General features: G+C 37.9%; 19 protein-coding genes. All 19 read right to left on the reverse strand.

From position 1 onward, the window contains the following. Positions 1 to 275 precede the first annotated feature (275 nt). Entirely contained in the window at positions 276 to 605 is a 330-nt protein-coding gene (locus tag ACKXGF_RS11615) for a c-type cytochrome (protein ID WP_411953879.1), read from the reverse strand. 50 nt (positions 606 to 655) lie between these two features. Beyond that, positions 656 to 1,760, reverse strand: a protein-coding gene (gene prfB / locus ACKXGF_RS11620) for a peptide chain release factor 2 (protein ID WP_411953880.1) whose coding sequence is annotated in 2 segments (ribosomal slippage) — positions 656 to 1,687 and positions 1,689 to 1,760 — 1,104 coding nt in all. Because the reading frame shifts where the segments join, the coding sequence is not laid out codon by codon here. Between the two features lie 258 nt (positions 1,761 to 2,018). Beyond that, on the reverse strand, positions 2,019 to 4,529 hold the full coding sequence (gene secA, locus ACKXGF_RS11625) for a preprotein translocase subunit SecA (RefSeq protein WP_411953881.1): 2,511 nt from the start codon (positions 4,527 to 4,529) through the stop codon (positions 2,019 to 2,021). A 174-nt stretch (positions 4,530 to 4,703) separates the two neighbouring features. Beyond that, positions 4,704 to 4,898 (reverse strand): hypothetical protein, encoded by a 195-nt coding sequence (locus ACKXGF_RS11630; protein WP_167262615.1) that lies wholly within the window; start codon positions 4,896 to 4,898, stop codon positions 4,704 to 4,706. Positions 4,899 to 5,069: 171 nt separating this feature from the next. Then, complete coding sequence (locus tag ACKXGF_RS11635; RefSeq protein ID WP_411953882.1) at positions 5,070 to 6,512, reverse strand: hypothetical protein; 1,443 nt, start codon at positions 6,510 to 6,512, stop codon at positions 5,070 to 5,072. Beyond that, positions 6,509 to 7,228 (reverse strand): RNA polymerase sigma-I factor, encoded by a 720-nt coding sequence (gene sigI, locus ACKXGF_RS11640; protein ID WP_411953883.1) that lies wholly within the window; start codon positions 7,226 to 7,228, stop codon positions 6,509 to 6,511. Before sigI ends, ACKXGF_RS11635 begins: the two co-directional genes overlap by 4 nt. 131 nt (positions 7,229 to 7,359) lie before the next feature. Further along, positions 7,360 to 8,415, reverse strand: coding sequence for a DUF5667 domain-containing protein (locus ACKXGF_RS11645; protein ID WP_411953884.1), 1,056 nt, complete (start codon positions 8,413 to 8,415; stop codon positions 7,360 to 7,362). Positions 8,416 to 8,433: 18 nt separating this feature from the next. Beyond that, positions 8,434 to 8,955: a hypothetical protein gene (locus ACKXGF_RS11650; RefSeq protein ID WP_411953885.1), complete on the reverse strand. Its 522-nt coding sequence runs from the start codon at positions 8,953 to 8,955 to the stop codon at positions 8,434 to 8,436. 195 nt (positions 8,956 to 9,150) lie between these two features. After that, the gene (hpf, locus tag ACKXGF_RS11655; protein WP_411953886.1) at positions 9,151 to 9,711 is read right to left on the reverse strand and encodes a ribosome hibernation-promoting factor, HPF/YfiA family; all 561 of its coding nucleotides are present in this window, start codon (positions 9,709 to 9,711) and stop codon (positions 9,151 to 9,153) included. A gap of 169 nt (positions 9,712 to 9,880) precedes the next feature. Then, positions 9,881 to 10,231: a flagellar protein FliT gene (locus ACKXGF_RS11660; protein ID WP_411953887.1), complete on the reverse strand. Its 351-nt coding sequence runs from the start codon at positions 10,229 to 10,231 to the stop codon at positions 9,881 to 9,883. Further along, complete coding sequence (gene fliS, locus ACKXGF_RS11665) at positions 10,231 to 10,632, reverse strand: flagellar export chaperone FliS (protein WP_411953888.1); 402 nt, start codon at positions 10,630 to 10,632, stop codon at positions 10,231 to 10,233. The genes ACKXGF_RS11660 and fliS overlap by 1 nt, the downstream gene beginning before the upstream one ends. Before the next feature lie 18 nt (positions 10,633 to 10,650). Then, positions 10,651 to 12,192, reverse strand: a complete 1,542-nt coding sequence (locus ACKXGF_RS11670) for a flagellar hook-associated protein 2 (protein ID WP_411953889.1) — start codon at positions 12,190 to 12,192, stop codon at positions 10,651 to 10,653. A 15-nt stretch (positions 12,193 to 12,207) separates the two neighbouring features. Continuing rightward, positions 12,208 to 12,582, reverse strand: coding sequence for a flagellar protein FlaG (flaG, locus tag ACKXGF_RS11675; protein ID WP_411953890.1), 375 nt, complete (start codon positions 12,580 to 12,582; stop codon positions 12,208 to 12,210). Positions 12,583 to 12,710: 128 nt separating this feature from the next. Further along, the gene (locus ACKXGF_RS11680; RefSeq protein WP_411953891.1) at positions 12,711 to 13,709 is read right to left on the reverse strand and encodes a hypothetical protein; all 999 of its coding nucleotides are present in this window, start codon (positions 13,707 to 13,709) and stop codon (positions 12,711 to 12,713) included. A gap of 328 nt (positions 13,710 to 14,037) precedes the next feature. Next, positions 14,038 to 14,736: a cytidylyltransferase domain-containing protein gene (locus ACKXGF_RS11685; RefSeq protein ID WP_411953892.1), complete on the reverse strand. Its 699-nt coding sequence runs from the start codon at positions 14,734 to 14,736 to the stop codon at positions 14,038 to 14,040. A 6-nt stretch (positions 14,737 to 14,742) separates the two neighbouring features. Further along, positions 14,743 to 15,903 carry a UDP-N-acetylglucosamine 2-epimerase gene (gene neuC / locus ACKXGF_RS11690; protein WP_411955585.1) on the reverse strand — a complete coding sequence of 387 codons (1,161 nt, stop codon included), beginning with the start codon at positions 15,901 to 15,903 and terminating at the stop codon, positions 14,743 to 14,745. After that, entirely contained in the window at positions 15,884 to 16,876 is a 993-nt protein-coding gene (neuB, locus tag ACKXGF_RS11695; RefSeq protein WP_411953893.1) for an N-acetylneuraminate synthase, read from the reverse strand. Before neuB ends, neuC begins: the two co-directional genes overlap by 20 nt. Then, positions 16,873 to 17,508, reverse strand: a complete 636-nt coding sequence (locus ACKXGF_RS11700; RefSeq protein ID WP_411953894.1) for an acetyltransferase — start codon at positions 17,506 to 17,508, stop codon at positions 16,873 to 16,875. The genes neuB and ACKXGF_RS11700 overlap by 4 nt, the downstream gene beginning before the upstream one ends. After that, positions 17,498 to 18,544 carry a sugar phosphate nucleotidyltransferase gene (locus ACKXGF_RS11705; RefSeq protein WP_411953895.1) on the reverse strand — a complete coding sequence of 349 codons (1,047 nt, stop codon included), beginning with the start codon at positions 18,542 to 18,544 and terminating at the stop codon, positions 17,498 to 17,500. Before ACKXGF_RS11705 ends, ACKXGF_RS11700 begins: the two co-directional genes overlap by 11 nt. Position 18,545 lies beyond the last annotated feature (1 nt).

Consider the following 18,545-nt stretch of genomic DNA (forward strand, 5'->3'; position numbering starts at 1 on the left):
ATCTAATTTCACGATTTATAAAATATTATAACATGTTTAAGTCGAATTATCTGCGGATATAATATTACATTTTCTTTTCAATTGCGATATCTTTTGTAAAAATACTGGTTATCATTGGATGAAAAACGCCAATTTGCTCGAAAGGTGATTAGTTTTAATATCGGTTCATTCTAGTAATTTATGAAGTTATTTCTGAATCGTTATTTATGTTTTTCATAAATTTGGACACAAAAAATCCCCAACAACCACTGTTAGGGATTCAGTCTTTCAAAACTTTATTGGCTTAGGACATAGTCTGCAATTTGTGAAGCTTCATCTTCGCTTACATCTTGTGCAGGCATGCTTCCTTTACCTTCAGTGATAATCGTGACAATTTCGCTTTGATCATAACTGTCACTTGCATTCGTTAAATCTGGCCCTGTACCACCAGTTAAGTCACCACCGTGACAAGATGCACAGTTTTGTTGGAATAGTTCTTCACCTTGTGCTGTTTCATTTGCATTGCCTTCTCCATTTCCACCATCAGCTCCACCGTCATCGCCACCGCCACACGCGGCTAAGATCATCATGAAACTGATAAATCCAATTAACAACCATTTTTTCATGTTATGCCCTCCTTATGCTTTACTATATATGTTCCCAAAACGCTCAAAAATTAACCATCAATTTTCGAGCGTAAATAGGCATTAATAAATGGATCAAGATTTCCGTTCATCACAGCTTCAGTATTCCCGATTTCAACATTCGTGCGATGATCTTTGACCATATTGTATGGATGAAAAACATAAGATCGGATTTGACTTCCCCAGCCAATTTCCTTCAATTCACCACGAATGTCATCTATTTCTTGCTGCTGACGTTCAATCTCTCGCTGATACAACTTCGATTTCAACATCTTCATCGCTTGTTCACGATTCTTAATCTGCGACCGTTCAGCTTGCGATGTCACGATGATATTGGTAGGCAAGTGGGTGATCCGAACAGCTGAATCAGTTGTGTTGACGTGCTGACCACCTGCACCACTAGCTCGGTACGTATCAGTTTTTAAATCATCTTGATTGATTTCAATTTCAACTTCATCATTAAATTCCGGCATGACATCCAAGGAAGCAAATGATGTATGACGACGGCCCGATGAATCAAACGGCGAAATACGAACGAGACGATGCACGCCTTTTTCTGCTTTCAAATAACCGTAAGCATTATGGCCATTAATCTGCAATGTGACACTTTTCACACCCGCTTCATCACCAGGTAAATAATCGAGCGTGTCCACTTTAAAGCCTTTGCGTTCTGCATAACGAGTATACATGCGTAGTAACATTTCTGCCCAATCCTGTGATTCCGTTCCACCAGCGCCTGGATGAATTTCAATGATCGCATTATTTTGATCATACTGTTCGCTTAATAAAATATTAAGTTCAAATTGATCAATTGCTTGACGCGTTTTTTGGACTTGCTCTTTCAAGTCCTCGAATAGTTCTTCGTCTTGCTCTTCTTTAACGAGTTCATAAGATACTTCTAGGTTCTCAACACTTTCAACTAAGTGATCATACCCTTGAACAAGTTCTTTTAACCCGTTCGTTTCACTAATCACCTTTTGCGCTGCACTCGGATCATCCCAAAAAGACGGATCCGTCATTTGGTTTTCTAATTCAGCAATTCGATCGCGATAACTCGTAAAGTCAAAGAGACCCCCTGAAATTATCGAGTTGCTCTTCCATTTGGTTTAATTCATTGCGAATATCTGCTAAATCCATAACGTATTTTGTCACCTCTAATAATTAATGCTAACCATATTGTACCATTAAAAACGCGAAATAACAGCTCTTAGCTATGTTCATAACCAAATTGTCATAATTTTTATAGAAGCAGTGGTGTGTTGTCGAATAAAGTCGAATTTGGAATACGCTATAATTTATTAACTAATGAATAGTATAACCAACTCCATCTGACATGTCTGTGCGCTAAATCACAAATAAAACCCGTTCTGACTGATCAGAACGGGTTTTGCATCATTATGCACCATGGCAATGCTTATATTTTTTACCGCTACCGCATGGGCAAGGTTCATTTCGGCCAACTTCTTTCTTCTTCACAATCGGTTGGCGTTTTTGTTCTTCTTGAGGACGGCCACCAGAGACAGCTTTTGCGTCTTTAGCTACCTCTTCACGTTGTAAGTTTTCTCGGATCTGAGCTTTCATCGCATAGCGCGCGACTTCCTGCTCGATTGAAGCAATCATGTCTTCAAACATCGAGAAGCCTTCCATTTGATATTCTTGGAGTGGATTGTTTTGACCATACGCACGCAAATGAATTCCTTGGCGGAGCTGATCCATTTGATCGATATGGTCCATCCACTTCGAGTCTACTGTACGCAGTAAGATCACTTTTTCAAATTCGCGCATTTGTTCATCTGTTAACTCTTCTTCGCGCTCATCATATTTCTTCTTCACAATGTCCATGATGGTTTCAATAATCTCATCTGGTTGTTTGCCTTTTAGATCGTCTGCTGAAATTTCTTCAGGCTCTAAAACGTTAGCCTCTAAGAATTGGACGAGACTTTCAAGATCCCAGTTCTCTTCGTCTTCTTCTTGCGTATAAACCTCAACATTACGTTTGACGGTTGATTCAATCATGCCAATAATAATGTCACGTAAGTTGTCCGATTCGAGAACTTCATTACGTTGTTCGTAAATAATATCACGCTGCTCACGTAAGACATCGTCATAAGACAGGATTTGCTTACGCGCATCGAAGTTATTACCTTCAACCCGTTTTTGTGCCGATTCAACAGCACGGGATACCATTTTACTTTCAATTGGTTGATCATCATTTAAACCAAAACGATCCATCATCGCATGCATACGCTCTGAACCGAAACGACGCATGAGCTCATCTTCCATGGAAAGATAAAACTGTGATACACCTGGGTCACCCTGACGACCAGAACGACCACGTAACTGATTATCAATACGACGTGATTCGTGACGTTCTGTACCGACAACTGCTAGGCCGCCTAGCTCTACAACGCCATCACCAAGTTTGATATCTGTACCACGACCAGCCATGTTCGTCGCAATTGTTACGGCACCTTTAAGTCCTGCTTCTTGAATAATTTCCGCTTCTTTAAAATGGTTCTTCGCGTTTAAAACATTGTGTTTCACGCCAGCTTTCTTCAGTTGCTGAGAAATCAATTCTGATGATTCCACCGATACCGTACCGACTAAAATTGGTTGTCCCATTTCGTGACGTTCTTTAATGTCTTGAACCATCGCTTTATACTTACCATCCATGGACTTATAAATTAAATCTGGACGGTCGTCACGAACAATCGGTTCGTTCGTCGGAATCGAAACAACATTCATATTATAAATATCACGGAATTCTTCTTCTTCGGTTTTAGCCGTACCCGTCATACCAGCTAGCTTATTGTACATCCGGAAAAAGTTCTGGAACGTAATGGTCGCCAGGGTCATGCTTTCTTTTTGGATCTGTAAATCTTCTTTCGCCTCGATCGCTTGGTGAAGACCATCACTATAACGACGACCCTTCATGAGACGACCTGTAAATTGGTCGACAATGACCACTTGATCTTCTTCAACCACATAATCCGTATCACGCTGCATCACGACACGTGCTTTTAACGCTTGGTTAATATGGTGCGTCAATGACACGTTATTCAAATCGTATAGGTTTTCAATATTAAAGTAATTTTCCGCTTTCGTAATACCTGACTCAGTTAATTGGACATTTCGTGATTGATCATCAAAAGTATAGTCTTCTTCAGGTGTTAACTGTGAAACAAATCCGTCAGCTTGTACATAATTAGTCTGGGATTTCTTTTGTGAACCTGAAATAATTAACGGGGTACGTGCTTCGTCGACTAAAATCGAGTCCACTTCGTCCACAATCGCAAAGTTCAACTCACGTTGAACACGACGCTCTTTGTAAAGCACCATGTTATCACGCAAATAATCGAAACCGAACTCATTATTCGTACCATACGTGATATCTGCGTCGTACGCTTCACGCTTCTCTTCTTTATCAAGTTCATTCGTATTTAAACCAACTGTTAAACCAAGCCAGTTATATAATTCGCCCATATCTTCCGCGTCACGTGATGCCAAGTAATCGTTCACCGTGATAATATGAACGCCTTTGCCACTAATTGCATTTAAATAAGCAGGCATAGTTGACGCTAGTGTTTTACCTTCACCTGTCTTCATTTCGGCGATATCACCATGATGGATCGCAATCGCACCAATTAATTGCACGTAGAACGGGCGCATGCCTAACACACGATTAGCCGATTCACGTACAACGGCATAAGCTTCAGGTAATAAAGCATCTAGCGATTCACCTGCTTCATAACGATTTTTAAACTCTGTTGTCTTTGCTTGTAATTCTGTATCTGACAATAATTTCGTATTCGATTCTAACGCTTCAATCTGATCTGCGGTTTTTCGGAGTTTTTTCAACTGTTTCTCATTCAAATCCCCAAATACCTTGGTTAGTAATTGCTTCATATCGTTGCACCTCGTATCCTTTTGTTTACAATACTCCATTATCAATCATAACACTACCTTTTTAATCATGACAACTAACGGAATAGAGGTGTTTTTGTCGATTTGACTCGCAATAAAAAGAAACCAGCTTGCGGGTGAGGTAAGCTGGTCAAAAGGACAAGACCATAAAGGTGACTATTTGACTTGGGATGAAGAATAATTGGGAAAGGAAACATTAACATCGGAATGGGAGGTTACACGTTCTTCTAAAGCAATCACACGCTCATTAGTGGTTGCGACAATGCGAACGAGTTGGGAAATCATTTCACTTTGACGATTTAGTTGATTTTGAAGCTTAGAACATTCGAGGCAGTTAAACTGATGAGTCATCTCGTATTCCCCCTTTATGATCTTGCTAACTTAGTTATACCACGGTTCTGAGAGGTTGGGTAGCCCCGTCTAAATTGAGGAAAAATACCGTACGTAATAATTTGATAATTATTTTTGTTTAATCATTAAATAATATAGGGGGAAACCGAGATTTTCTCTTAAAAAAATTATTTATTGTTTTTTATCAGAAGATGCATTACCTTTGCCTTCATCCGGAACATTATTTTCCTTTTTCTCATCAGCTTCGCTACGCTCATCTTCTGTGTCATCACTTTGACTAGATGGCTGCTGATTCTCGTCGTTTTCATCTGTATGACGTTGCTCATTTGATTCATTCGTTTTTTCGTCTTCTTCAGGTAACGATCCTTGGGTTTCATTTGATTGTTTTTCTTCATTAGTTGATTTGTCATTGGTGTTATTATCTTCATTTGCAGATTCTGATTGATTTTGCGACTCATCTTTTCGTTCATTACTTTCAGCTTGTTCACGATTTTCATTTGCTTTAGAACTTTTATCTTGTTCATGTTTTTCATTTACTTTAGGACTTTCATCATTAGATTTCCGATCATTCTCTTGCGATTGTCCATTTCCATTACGATTATCTTCTTTTTCTTCCTGACGGTTTTGATCAGAGGAGCTATCATTCTTTTTCTGTCTTTGATTAAAATCAGGCTGAGTCGAATCTCGATTTTGATGATCTAATTCTCCTGACTTGTTCTTCTCCTTCTGATGCTCACCACTGCTATTGAGGTTAGATTTTGTTTCACTGGATTGTCCAGGACTCTGAGGTGTATCAATTTTTTGTTTCTGAGTATCATTTTGTATTTTGAATTCATTTATCTTCTTATTCGGCTTAGTCATCTCACGTGTCTGCTTTGACTGTTGCCCATGATTAGCTTTGAACTTTTCCATTAATTGATCAATAGGTTGATCAGCAGCATCTTGAACTTGGTTAACTTCACCACTAGCTTCTAACTCTTTACCTATAAGATATTCATTAACTGACATATTTAATTGTTTTGCCTCATTATAATCGTGCTTTGATCCATTCATAATGGTTAGTTGATGTGATACATTTGTCATCTCAGATTGAATTTTTTGTTCAATAGCTTTTGTTTGCGATTCTTGTTCAGAATCCAATGGTATTACAGTCGAAACTAACGCCATATTTTCATTTTCATTAATATAACCTAATTTTTGAAGGGATGTATTGAGCTCACGAACTACTTCACTAAACAATTGGTCTTCCGATATTTCCTCAATAATTTTTTCACCATCACGATTATTAGCTGTCAATCCAAGAACATTAAAGTCTTCATCAAGTTCAATTTCAATGCTTGGGTTAATATCCATTGCAACTAAATATACATTAGTCTTATCTTGCTCCATGACGAGTTGATAAACTATAACACTTATGAGTAAAACTGCAGCTACAGATACGTAGGACAAAAATGAGAATGTTGGACCACTAGAGAGTGTAGTAGTATATGTCTCTCCTATTAGAGGGAACTCATGTTCAGGGCGCTCGATATTTTTAAACTTTGCATCATCAGTTAACAGAACAATTTTATCATCTGTCACTTTAACGACTTTGCCAGATATGATTGTTTTCATTGAGCACCCTCCCTTTCACTATTTTCAATTACAAACTCTTTCAGTTGTGTCCAACTAGGATTGCAGTGTATTAAAATTATGGCAATTAAATATTTACGATGCTTTTCAATAGTTTTGTATTTAAACTTCGTATCCCTTGTAATGCTTGAAATTGGTAGACGTTTTAATCGTACTAATTCATCCACATATGATTTTGTTTGAGCAACCAATTTTCCTAATTCATGCAATTTATGTATTGTTTTTTTATGCTTTGGCGCAAATTGTTCTAGCTCATCAAAAGAAACTCCGTATTGACTCAATTGAAAGTCAAATTCCATAATTTCATCAACTAACTGATGATTAGTCAGTGATTTAAAATGTTCATCTATCGCATATTGTTGATCAACTCGATTTTCTCTACTTTCAATATCGAGCGACAATGTTTGATTGGAGTGAGCTTCTCGTTTAAAGAAATCAACTAAATCACGTTTTATGATTAAATAAACATAACTGTGAAATGTTCGTCCTTTATTTTCATCAAACGATTCTATTGCTTTATTAAATGCAATTAACCCCACACTAGATTCTTCATCACTCCATGATATGTAACGCTTACAAATATGACCTACTATATTCAGAATATAAGGGCTATAGTACTTGATTAATCGTTCCCGAGTCAGTTCATCACCGTGTCTAATTGATTGAATTGATTGCTCTAATTTTTTATCCTCTACCAAAGCTATCGCCTTCCCAACTATTCTCTGTACTTATATAGGATATAATATCAATTCATCACGGTAAATAACGAATAACAAAAGTTTGGAGGAGATAACAAATGGTTACCCCCTCCAAATAGTGATGTACTCATTTAAGGCCTGTTACCATTTCCTTGACCTTCTCCATTATTAGAACCAGCTGCCCCTCTTTCTTCATCAGCATCTTCTGATTCTTGTTCATCTTCATTTGATTCTGCATTATTATCTGCTTCGCCCCTTGCAGATTCTTCTTGATTATCATTATCTTCGTCTTCGTCTTCGTTTTCATCATTATTTGGGTTTTGTTCTGCCTTTTCTCGAGCTTCTTCTGCTTGGTCTTGGCCTTGCTCTGCGTTTTCTTGGGCCTCTTCTGCTCGATCTTCACCTTGCTCTGCGTTTTCTTCAGCTTCTTCTGCTCGATCTTCACCTTGCTCTGCGTTTTCTTTGGCTTCTTCTGCTCGATCTTGACCTCGCTCTGCATTTTCTTTGGCTTCTTCTGCTCGATCTTGACCTCGCTCTGCATTTTCTTCAGCTTCTTCTGCTCGGTCTTGTTCTTGCTCTGCGTCTTCTTCAGCTTCTTCTGCTCGGTCTTGTTCTTGCTCTGCGTCTTCTTCAGCTTCTTCTGCTCGGTCTTGTTTTCGCTCTGCGTTATCTTGAGCTTCTTCTGCTTTATTCTGTGCTTCTAGATAATTTTGCTTAGCTTGTTCTTGGTTTTCAATCGCCTGCGTGATTCCATCTTTAGCTTCTTCTGGTAATTCTTCATTTTCTAAGACTTCCTCTAATTTATCTGTACGATTGTCCATGTTTTCAACTACTTGTTCTTTAGCTTCAGAAGTTTCTTCATCATTTTCATCTGCTTGCTCTAAGTCTTCATTAACTTGATCTTGAATGTCACTATACTCTTCTAAAAGTTCATCAGCAGTCTCTAAATCACCTTCCTGTATTAAAGATTCTGCTTCATCGAGACGTTCTTCAGAAAAATCGTCCTGTAACATTGCCTTTTCTGTAAAGCTCTCTGTTAATTCATATTCTGCTTCTTCCATTATACGACTTAAATCATATAATTCTGAGTCTGGATTGATATAACCTTGTTCGTCTTCCTCATCCGCATTCACAGTAATACCTACCATCATGACAACAGCAATGGATAACAACATTTTCTTCAACATTTTAAAACTCCCTTTCTATTAATAATTTAATTTACTTCTAAATGATGCGATATCATCTTCAACTTTGTCATATCGATCTTTCGCAGTAACAAAAGATAACATAACTGTTTTTTCTTTATCATTCATAAAATAGACTTCTGTTCGCATGCTCTCTTCACGATTCGTTTCATAAGCGATAAAACGATCACTTTCGTCAACTACGGACGCCTTATTTGCACCTTGCAATAATTCATCTTTTAATGATTGTACCTTTTGTTTATCATCAAGAACAGTTAAAACTGATAGAATATGGTCATGTTGAAATGTCACGTTAACAGGATCTTTTGATTCTTCTATCATTTCCCATCCTTCTTCATAACCTACAGATACTCCTGTATCTTTATGATCATATAGCAACTCTTCTGAAGTTGATGTTTGTTCTTCAGACTTATCACCACCAACACTCTCTTCAGACTGTGCAGAATTATCGTCATCTGAACAACCTGATAATAAAATTATAATAAAGACTATAAAAACTAAAAACTTTTGCTGACTCTTCACCTTCTCCCCCTCCTTTCTCTATTAATTTAAAACTCTTTCTAACCTCCCATACGATATACACATTATTTTTTAGAGGGAGAATAAAAATTTTTAAATTTTATTCAACTAATATTTTTACTTTCAATAAAATTCCTTCATCATAATTAAACGTATAAGAAAAGCGTCCAGCTAAGCTGGACGCTTTGGTGTTAAATATTATGCGTTCGGCTCGATTAAGCCGTATTTTCCATCTTTACGTTTGTAAACCACGTTTGTTTCACCTGTTTCCGAGTTTTCGAAGACGTAAAAAGCGTGGCCAAGCATATCCATTTGTAGGACTGCTTCTTCCTCATCCATTGGTTTTAAATCAAATTGTTTCTTCTTCACAATATCAATTGAATCATCTTCCGCTTCTTGTACTTGTTCCGTGATTGCTTCTTTCTCTAACTCAGCAAACACATGTTTAGGAGCACCTTCTTGGCGGAACTTGCGGTTAATTTTTGTTTTATATTTTCGAATTTGTCGTTCTAATTTATCCACGACCAAATCAACTGCTGCATACATATCCGTATGCCCTTCCTCTGCACGTAACAATAAGTTCGGCATCGGAATTGTCACCTCAATACGTTGTTCCGTATTGTAAACACTTAAGTTCACATGCACATCAGAAGACGGTGGTGTATCAAAATAACGCTCTAACTTCGAAATCTTCTTTTCCACATATTCGCGGATGGGATCTGTAACCTCGATGTTTTCGCCTCTTACGTTGTAAATCATATACAAGTCCTCCTTTCGTCTATGTAGGTTACATTCAACAATACCCCAAAGAACTCCTGCTTAAACCTCCGAAAAATTTAGAATATTTTGTCGATATTGTGACGAAAGGCTTCATGACAAGGTTTTAAGTATAAAAAAGATGAAAGGATTCCATTCATCCTTTCATCTATTAGTTCCGTGTATCAATAAACCCACCATCATTGCCGCGTAAATTTTGATACGGATTTATATATTTTTTGTTACCTGCTTGTTGTTTTTTAAACTTGCCAATATCCTGTTGAAATGAATTCATATATTGATCGGCCTTTTGACGCAAAGCCTCATCCAATCTCAACAATTCTTGTGCTAGTTCACGTTCTTCATCCGAATATTCGCCATCAAGTTGATTGATGAGTTGACCACGTTTTTCAACAAATTGATTAAATTCATTAATCAATTCTTCTCGGTCGATCTCATCGGCTTTCTCAAACCGATCATGCATCTGTTTCGTCAAAGTGTACAATGCTTTTACAGCTGACATTAGGCTTGGGCTCCTGAAGCATATTTATTCTGACGATCAAGCTTAATCACTTCTTTCCAAGTGTCACGCAACTCACGCACCATTTGATCTGCTTCATCCAACTGCGCCACATCATCATTAATATTCGCCTGACGCAATAAGTAATTAATGTAATCATACAGTGGCATAAGTTGTCCAGAAATCTCATAATCCGGATTTAACGTCAGCATAAATTCCGTAATTATATTTTGGGCTTTTTGTAAATTTTCGTTTTTAGCCTTAATCTCTTTATTTTCCATCGCTTCGCGACCCAGCTTAATAAACTTCAAACAACCATTATAAAGTTGCAACGTCAATTCACCTGGTGAAGCAGTTGCGACTGAATTCTGTTGATACGCTTGAAATGCTTGATTATAAGACATGTAGTCTCACCTCTCTTATTACATCATTCCGCCTAACTGTTGTTGCAATTGAGACGATTGGGCGTTCGCTTGCTGCACCGCTTGCTCCATACGCGTGAACTGGTCCCAATATCGCTGTTCAGCTTGTTGCATACGTCGCTCAAAGTCAGTCATTCGCTCAGACATATCCGCCATTTCTCGCCCTAGGGTATACTGTTGTGCCGTTTGATACTCGTTACCCGCTCGGTTCGTAATACTTTCCATCATACTATCTAACGAACCTTCAACACGCTGTGTCAGCCCTCGACTAGGATCATTCGCATTTCCAGTCGGATTATGGAAAAGTCCCATCACAGCTTCCGGATCTTCTTGTAACTTCTGACGCAATTCCGCCTCATCAACTTCTAACTTACCATTATCTCGCCAGTTAGATGAAGTCGAAATTCCGACATCAAGTATACTATTAATCTCGTTACTATTTGGGTTATCGACCTCTTGATACCACGCCGAACGCATCGAACTCAAACCAGAACTAATCACTGAATCATTGCGGAGCATCCCGCTCTGAGACTTCTCTTCCCAAAGCTCAACTTCCCGCTCTGACATCTCTTCACGCTGGCGTTCAGTTAATGGTGGATAATCACGATTCCGTTCTTCGTTCATTTTTCCATGCGCAAAGTCAATCGTTTCGTTATATTTATCTATAAAACCTGTAATTTGTTCCATTGCCGCATCAACGTCATTACCGACTGATACATCGACTGCTCCATTGGTAGAAGAATGAAAATCAAAAGAAACACCATTAATTTCATAACTATTATCATTTGATGTCATATTAATTCCATTATAGGTAAAATCTGCTTTATCCCCGCGTTGTTCATTAGCATTATTAATACCAAATACATCTCCGAAGAAACCTGCACTCAAATCCATTTCATTTCCACCGTCATTAAAATCACCAGCTTCTGTACGTTCCATAATGACACGATTATCTCCGTCATCATAAAAAGCTCTAACATTACCGTCTGATGTATCCGATATCTTTGAAAATATATCGCTTAATGAGTCATTTTCTTCTATTGTAAACTCAGAAGACTGTTCCCCTTCTGAATTTTGATAAGAAAAATTAATTTTCTGCCCTTCGTAACTTTGACCGTTCGCATCAGTGAAATCAATTTGATCACTTAATGGTGCAAGTGGATCGAAGTTTTCAGCAAAAGTCCCACTTGTCCCTGGATTAATCGCTGCTGTCGCAAGTTGGTTAACTTCCAAAGAGTAATTACCCGTATCTGCTTCAGCTGAAGCCGAAGCCGTCACCGCGCCTTCGTTTGATGACACAGCCGATTTCGACGTATAAGTTGATGACTCCTGCATACTCGATAATTCACTGTCGAGCTCACTCATCTTCGTATTCATTTCACGATAGGCATCACGCTGCAATTCAAGCCATCTCTGATCTTGTTTCATTCGTATGAGCGGCTGTCTCTCAGCTTCCATCAACTGATTAACCATACTTTCGACATCCATCCCGGTCGCAAAACCAGTCATGCGCATCGAATTATCCATATTGTTTGATACCATCTTCACTCACCTACCTTAAATTCGTTCATCGACGATAAAACCCATAAATTCAGCCATCGCTGCATAAACATCCAACAATTTTTCTGGCGGAATTTCTTTAACGACCTCTTCTGTTTCCTTGTCCACAATTGAAATATAATACCGATCTAACTTATCATGCATCTCATAGCGAATCGACGTTTCAGCCGGTTCGAGAAATTCATTCATACCCTCGACTAATTCCTCGGCACGATCACGCGTCATGTCCTCATCCGAACCATCACGCTTTGAATTCGCCTCATCATTCATCGCCTGCAATTTCGGTTTCGTTTTGTCTAATTGTGATAAAGCCTCCGATGTCCCCGACCGCTGCAGGAGTTGAGGGTTTGATAAAACTTGATCAACCTTCATCAAAAACAACTCCTTCCCTATGCTCTATTGGTTATATCGGTTAAAGGAAGGAGTTGTTTAGAAGGATATTTAAAATTATTTGTTGGTTGTAATATTCTTTTGTAATAACACTTTTTATAAAATGAATATTATTTCTTACTCAAAAATTCATCAAACTTATGTTGATAGTCATCAGCTATTTCTGGAATTGTGTTCTCTCTCAAATAATCAATATAGTTTTTTTGAATTGATTCTTTCAACCTCTCTGTTAAATCAAAACTGAAAAAATCCTCATTTGTTCTTTGCTCACCGAAGAAACTGTACATTTGTTCAACTTCTTCATCAGTAGCATTTTCGACAAAACGTCTGTGAACCCATTTTTCATTTTGATTATGGGCATTTATTAAGTGTTGCTTTTCTTTCAAGCTTTGAAAGTGATTTGCTTGAGATAATGTTGACATCATCAATTTTGAAAAACCATTCATCTTAGACAAAATATAAGTTCTGTCTAAATCTAGTGATGTATTTAATTTTTCATTAATTCTCGTTTGCATAGGCGGAAGGTCAAAGGCATCAGAAATAACATTCCAGAAAAGATCTTCATCTTGCTTTAAAATTTCTAACGGTAGAATCAACATATTATTAAAATATTTACTATAGTTTTCAACAAGCATACGTAAATCTAATGAATGTTTGATGAAATTTTCCTGTTTATTAATAAATTCTTGTGCGGAACCTGTATTTCCCTGCTTTATAGATTGTATGTATATTGACTTTATCCAAGAAATAGGTTCTCGGATAGTTAATAATATGTTTTCAGTCTCGATGTTGCGATTTAGTTCTCTACTTATCAATCGAATATAGTTCGGTATCTTGAATTGCTGACTCATATTATTTAAAAAGGCGGTTGACAAACTTTCAAAACTTAAAACATCTATTGAACCTTTTATACTTCTAGGCCTATTGATACTTGATTCAACCTTTTTATCTTCACTATCATTAACCACTATATTTCTAATTTCATATACTAAATCTGCAATTTCTTGATGAATTAAATTGTAATTATTGTCTTTATGCCATACGCCTTGCACATAAGTTGTTGCGCTTTTCATCATACCAATATGGACGAAATTAATAATGTTAAACACCTGCCACATACATTATAAATTTTATTTATTAGAATTTATTTCTCATCTTACCTACCTAGGTTTCTCATTCTTGAATCATCCTAACTAAATACCAATATAAGGGCTTTCAGCAATAAATCGGTCATAAAATATAATTGATAATGACTACCTTAGCTACCGCCAATTGAATTACTAAAGTTCTTTAATTCTTCATACTTATTATCCCAACAGATGTAACATTTTTAAATCTGCAATGCTGTAAAGTTTGAATCTGAAAGAGCTCTTCTTCATCAAATTACCGTTCCAATCTAGTATAAGGACAGTCATCACATTTTTATTATTAAACACCCTATTCCTTATTGTGTTCATATAAATTTAAAAATTGATTTGTTAATTTAAAATCCAATTCATCATCAATATCAAAAGAATAACGCTTATTCATTAGATAAGCATAGGTCCCTACCGTGTATAATTTTTCTTTACGGACTAACTTATAAATATCTAATATATATATAGCCCCATTTAATTGATAATACGTTTCTAAGTCCTGCCGTCTTAAACTATGACTTTCGTCGATAAATTGGTCCATAGACAAATCATTAGGTAATGTGTTCAAAAGTTGTGGATGTACTCTTGATTTACATACAGATACAACAGCTATAGCTTCTTTAGATTCATATAACTCAAATGCTTCCTGTATTTGCTTGGCTCCTCGCAAAGGGGACGTTGGTTGTAACAGTGTCACCGTATCGAATGACTCACTTTGATCATGATAATAAGACACAACATCACGTAAAACGTCCCATGATGAAGCAGTATCAGAAGCTAGATTGTCTTCACGGAGGTATGGAACCTCTGCTCCGTATTGCGCGGCAATCTGTGCATATTGATGGGAATCAGTCGATACAACAACTCGAGAAAACATATTTGATTGGATCGCGGCTTCAATTGTATAAGCCATTAATGGTTTCCCATTTAATCGTTTGATGTTTTTATCCTTTAGTCCCTTCGAACCACTTCGTGCAGGGATAACAGCTAAATGACGCATTTGATCTCACCTAATATCATAAAAAGTTTTTTGTAAAGACACGGTTGTTTGTTTTAAATAAGAAACGATGGCATGAGACGTTTTACCATGACCATAGGGGTTAATCGCTTGCTTGGCAAAGGCTTGATAGGATTCCTCTAAGGCATAGCTTAGCGCTTTATGAATGGCACTTGGCACAGGTGAACAGTTAATCACGCTATCAGCTTGAAGTCGTCCTTTTTGTCGGTCACCTATATTAATCGTTGGTATGCCAAAACTAGGTGCCTCAATGATACCACTTGACGAATTCCCCATGACACATGTCGCGTACTGCATGGCACTCAAATAACGTTTTAACCCTAAAGAGTCAAATAACACAGCGTTATGATGGTTCTCAACATAGGCCTCTAACAAGCGATTGATCTCACGTCCATACGCATCCGCATTGGCTTTTGTGAAGATAAACAGTAAATCTTGTCTATTGGCGCAGACCTCTAATAACGACTTGACGTGCTCACTTGTTTCGCCTTCCAAAGTAACAGGATGGTAGGTTACCAACACATAAGGCTTAGATAAATCAACCCCTAACGCATGTTCTAACTCTTTTTTCGAATAAAGGGATTCATTTAAGCTATTCTCAACACCTAAAGCGCCTAAATTAAAAACTCGCTCGGGTGACTCACCTAATTGAATCACACGATCACGATAGGTTGAGGTTGATGTAAAATGTAGATGACTCAACTTCGTAATAGCGTGCCGAATACCTTCATCAACGGCTCCTTCCGTCGTTTCACCACCATGGATATGAGCAATTGGAATACGTTCATGCATGGCTGCTTGACACACCGCTAATATCTCATAACGATCACCTAACACGACAAGATAATCATATGAATTTGTCGCGAAATAATCCGCAAAACTCATTAACGCAAGCCCCATCGTCTTTGAAATTGAAGATGGTTTATCTGAGCTGAGCAAGATATCAAGCTTACGGTCAATTTGAAACCCATCTTCTTCAATCGCTTGATAAGTCAACCCAAACTCAGATGATAAATGGGTACCCGTGACAACAAGGTCAAGTACCACATCAGGGTCATCTGTTAAACGTTGAATCAATGGTTTCAACAAGCCGTATTCAGCCCGTGTTGCTGTCACGACACATATGCGTTTATAGCTCAATAACCTCATCCTTTTCAAAATGGCGTTTAGCTTGTTGACCGATCACATCGTTCCATCTCATTGGACTAATACCTGTTCCTGGACGCTTAACGGTGATATTAGAATCTGATAAATATTCTCCCTCCGCAATAGCCCTTTTCGCTACAATACTTTTTCGAACCACTTGTTGAGTCTCAACTTCAGATGAGGTAGGGTGTTTATCAAAACTACCTAATGCTTGCTCAACACGTCTAACCCCACGTATCATGTCGGATAATTCGTCGGGCTCAAGACTTGCTTGATGGTCTGGTCCTTCCATCTCTCGACTTATGGTGAAATGTTTTTCAATGACGGTTGCTCCTAAAGCTGTCGCAGCAATCGGTATATCGATTCCCATCGTATGATCAGAGTAACCAACTGGCACCTTAAATTGATTTGATAAAGTCGTCATCGCATTTAAATTAACGTCGTTATCAGGCGTTGGATATGCCGACGTACAATGTAGCACGGTCACTTCCGATGCTCCATACTCATATAACACATAAAGTGCTTCAGATACTTCCGTTAACGTCGCCATTCCAGTTGATAAAATGATAGGTTGACCATATTTTGCAATAGTCACTAGATAAGGATAGTTCGTGATTTCGCCTGATGGGACTTTCCAAACACGCATGCCTAAATCATTAAGAAAGGCTAAACTATCAAAATCAAAACCAGTTGATAGAAATTCAATACCTTGTTGATCACAATACTGCTTAAGGGTCATAAAATCATCAAATGACAGTTCTAATTGTTTTAACATGTTCAGTTGATTCGTGTTTCCTGCTTGTTGTTTTTGGTAATCAGCCTGTTCCGCCTCTTCAGATGCAACATTAGACGCAATAAACGTTTGAAATTTAATACAGTCTGCTCCTGCTTTAAGAGCTTCATCGACTAGTTGTTTTGCTGTTGTTAAAGAACCATTATGGTTAACGCCAGCTTCTGCTATGATATAAACACTCATGTTGAGGTTACCTCCCGACATGGATTGCCATATGCGACGGTATGAGAGTGAATCGCATGAACAACGACACTCCCCATACCAATCGTTGTATGATGACCAATTGTCTGATTTTCTCTGATGACACTATTCGCGCCAATATGGGTCGATGATCCAACGGAAACGCCTCCACAAACAACTGCTCCCGGTGCTATATGCGACCATGCTCCAATCGCACAGTCATGTTCGACCATGGCGCCAGTATTGACAATAACGCCTTCTTCAACGTCCGATCTAGGGTTAATGACAGCTTGCTTCCCCACGTAAGCACCAGACAATACCTTTGCATAAGGGCTAACAGCAGCAGTTAAGTCAACTATAGAAGGAATATGGTATCCCATGGTTCTTAAATCATCCGATAATTGTTGTCGTTTCTCATGGCTCCCAATCGTCACAAATGCTTCGTTATACCCATCAAGAAATAATTGGGGTAAATCGTCGTCTGTTCCTACAATCGGCGAATCTAACACCTCTTCACCTATGAGATGCGACTGCTCCACGACACCAATAGAATCATAATAGTTCAAACGATATAAACTATCTAAAACAACCTGAGCGTGACCGCCACCACCAATAATTAATAGATTACGCGTCATGATGTTCTAACCTTTCACGCATTTTTTCCATCTCATCAAACTGTCCCATATCTAACCACGCATCATCACTCACCGGATAGACACCAATTCGTTCGCCTTGTTGACGATACTGCTCGATTATTTCTGGAAATCCAATGTTGACATCGGCTTCTAATTCATCGATCACTCGTGGCTCTACAACGTATAAGCCCGTGTTAGTAAAAAAGTTGAAATCTGGTTTTTCTTTCATTGATGCAATTTGACCATCATCACTCATTTCAACGACACCATACGGAATTTTGACATTTTTTAAGGAGCAGACCATGGTGATCATGTTTCCAGCTTCTTGATGATGATGATAAATTTTGTCATAAGCTTCTTCCACCAAAATATCGCAATTGGTGAAAAAGAACGTGTCATCAATCATTCCTTTAAGTAAGCTTAAACCACCACCTGTTCCTAGCGGCTCATCTTCATCCGCATAATCGACTTTGTAATTGCGTTCTAATTCATTGAAGTATGCTTTAATCATATTTTTTTTGTTGTTCACGATTAGATGAAATTGTTGCACACCTACTTCATGAAATCGATTCATAATGTGTTCCGCTATCGGGAGATCACCTATTGGTATTAAAGGTTTCGGCAATATTTTCGTGTAAGGATATAAACGTGTGCCAAAACCACCGGCCATCATAACGACGGGTACATTTAAATGTTTAGCTTCTTTCACTTCATCATGCCAAAACACGACACGTACTAATGCACCGTTTTCATCTAGAACTGGAATAGCTTCAATAGACCATTCCTTCATTTTCTGGTGAGCAAGTGATACTTGCGATTCGGTAATATATTTAGGCTCGTAATTAGCAATCTGATGTATCTCAACATTTAAATCACCATTTTGTAAGATCCAACGTCTTATGTCTCCATCGGTCAATGAAGCGATAATTTTACCATCACGCTCTACAAATAAAACTTTTTTAGCCAGTTCATCCAATTGTTTCATCGCTTCAAGCATATTCATTGTTTCGGGGATTAAAAAATCTTTTACATTCATA

This window comes from Alkalibacillus sp. S2W (assembly GCF_046764385.1).
In the GTDB taxonomy this organism is placed as follows: Bacteria; Bacillota; Bacilli; order Bacillales; family Alkalibacillaceae; genus Alkalibacillus; species Alkalibacillus almallahensis.

Coding starts and splice junctions, on each gene's coding strand:
- ACKXGF_RS11615 (WP_411953879.1), bottom strand. CDS start 605: ATGAAAAAATGGTTGTTAATTGGATTTATCAGTTTCATGATGATCTTA.
- secA (WP_411953881.1), bottom strand. CDS start 4,529: ATGAAGCAATTACTAACCAAGGTATTTGGGGATTTGAATGAGAAACAG.
- ACKXGF_RS11630 (WP_167262615.1), bottom strand. CDS start 4,898: ATGACTCATCAGTTTAACTGCCTCGAATGTTCTAAGCTTCAAAATCAA.
- ACKXGF_RS11635 (WP_411953882.1), bottom strand. CDS start 6,512: ATGAAAACAATCATATCTGGCAAAGTCGTTAAAGTGACAGATGATAAA.
- ACKXGF_RS11645 (WP_411953884.1), bottom strand. CDS start 8,415: ATGTTGAAGAAAATGTTGTTATCCATTGCTGTTGTCATGATGGTAGGT.
- hpf (WP_411953886.1), bottom strand. CDS start 9,711: ATGATTTACAACGTAAGAGGCGAAAACATCGAGGTTACAGATCCCATC.
- ACKXGF_RS11660 (WP_411953887.1), bottom strand. CDS start 10,231: ATGTCAGCTGTAAAAGCATTGTACACTTTGACGAAACAGATGCATGAT.
- fliS (WP_411953888.1), bottom strand. CDS start 10,632: ATGTCTTATAATCAAGCATTTCAAGCGTATCAACAGAATTCAGTCGCA.
- ACKXGF_RS11670 (WP_411953889.1), bottom strand. CDS start 12,192: ATGGTATCAAACAATATGGATAATTCGATGCGCATGACTGGTTTTGCG.
- flaG (WP_411953890.1), bottom strand. CDS start 12,582: ATGAAGGTTGATCAAGTTTTATCAAACCCTCAACTCCTGCAGCGGTCG.
- ACKXGF_RS11685 (WP_411953892.1), bottom strand. CDS start 14,736: ATGCGTCATTTAGCTGTTATCCCTGCACGAAGTGGTTCGAAGGGACTA.
- neuC (WP_411955585.1), bottom strand. CDS start 15,903: ATGAGGTTATTGAGCTATAAACGCATATGTGTCGTGACAGCAACACGG.
- neuB (WP_411953893.1), bottom strand. CDS start 16,876: ATGAGTGTTTATATCATAGCAGAAGCTGGCGTTAACCATAATGGTTCT.
- ACKXGF_RS11700 (WP_411953894.1), bottom strand. CDS start 17,508: ATGACGCGTAATCTATTAATTATTGGTGGTGGCGGTCACGCTCAGGTT.
- ACKXGF_RS11705 (WP_411953895.1), bottom strand. CDS start 18,544: ATGAATGTAAAAGATTTTTTAATCCCCGAAACAATGAATATGCTTGAA.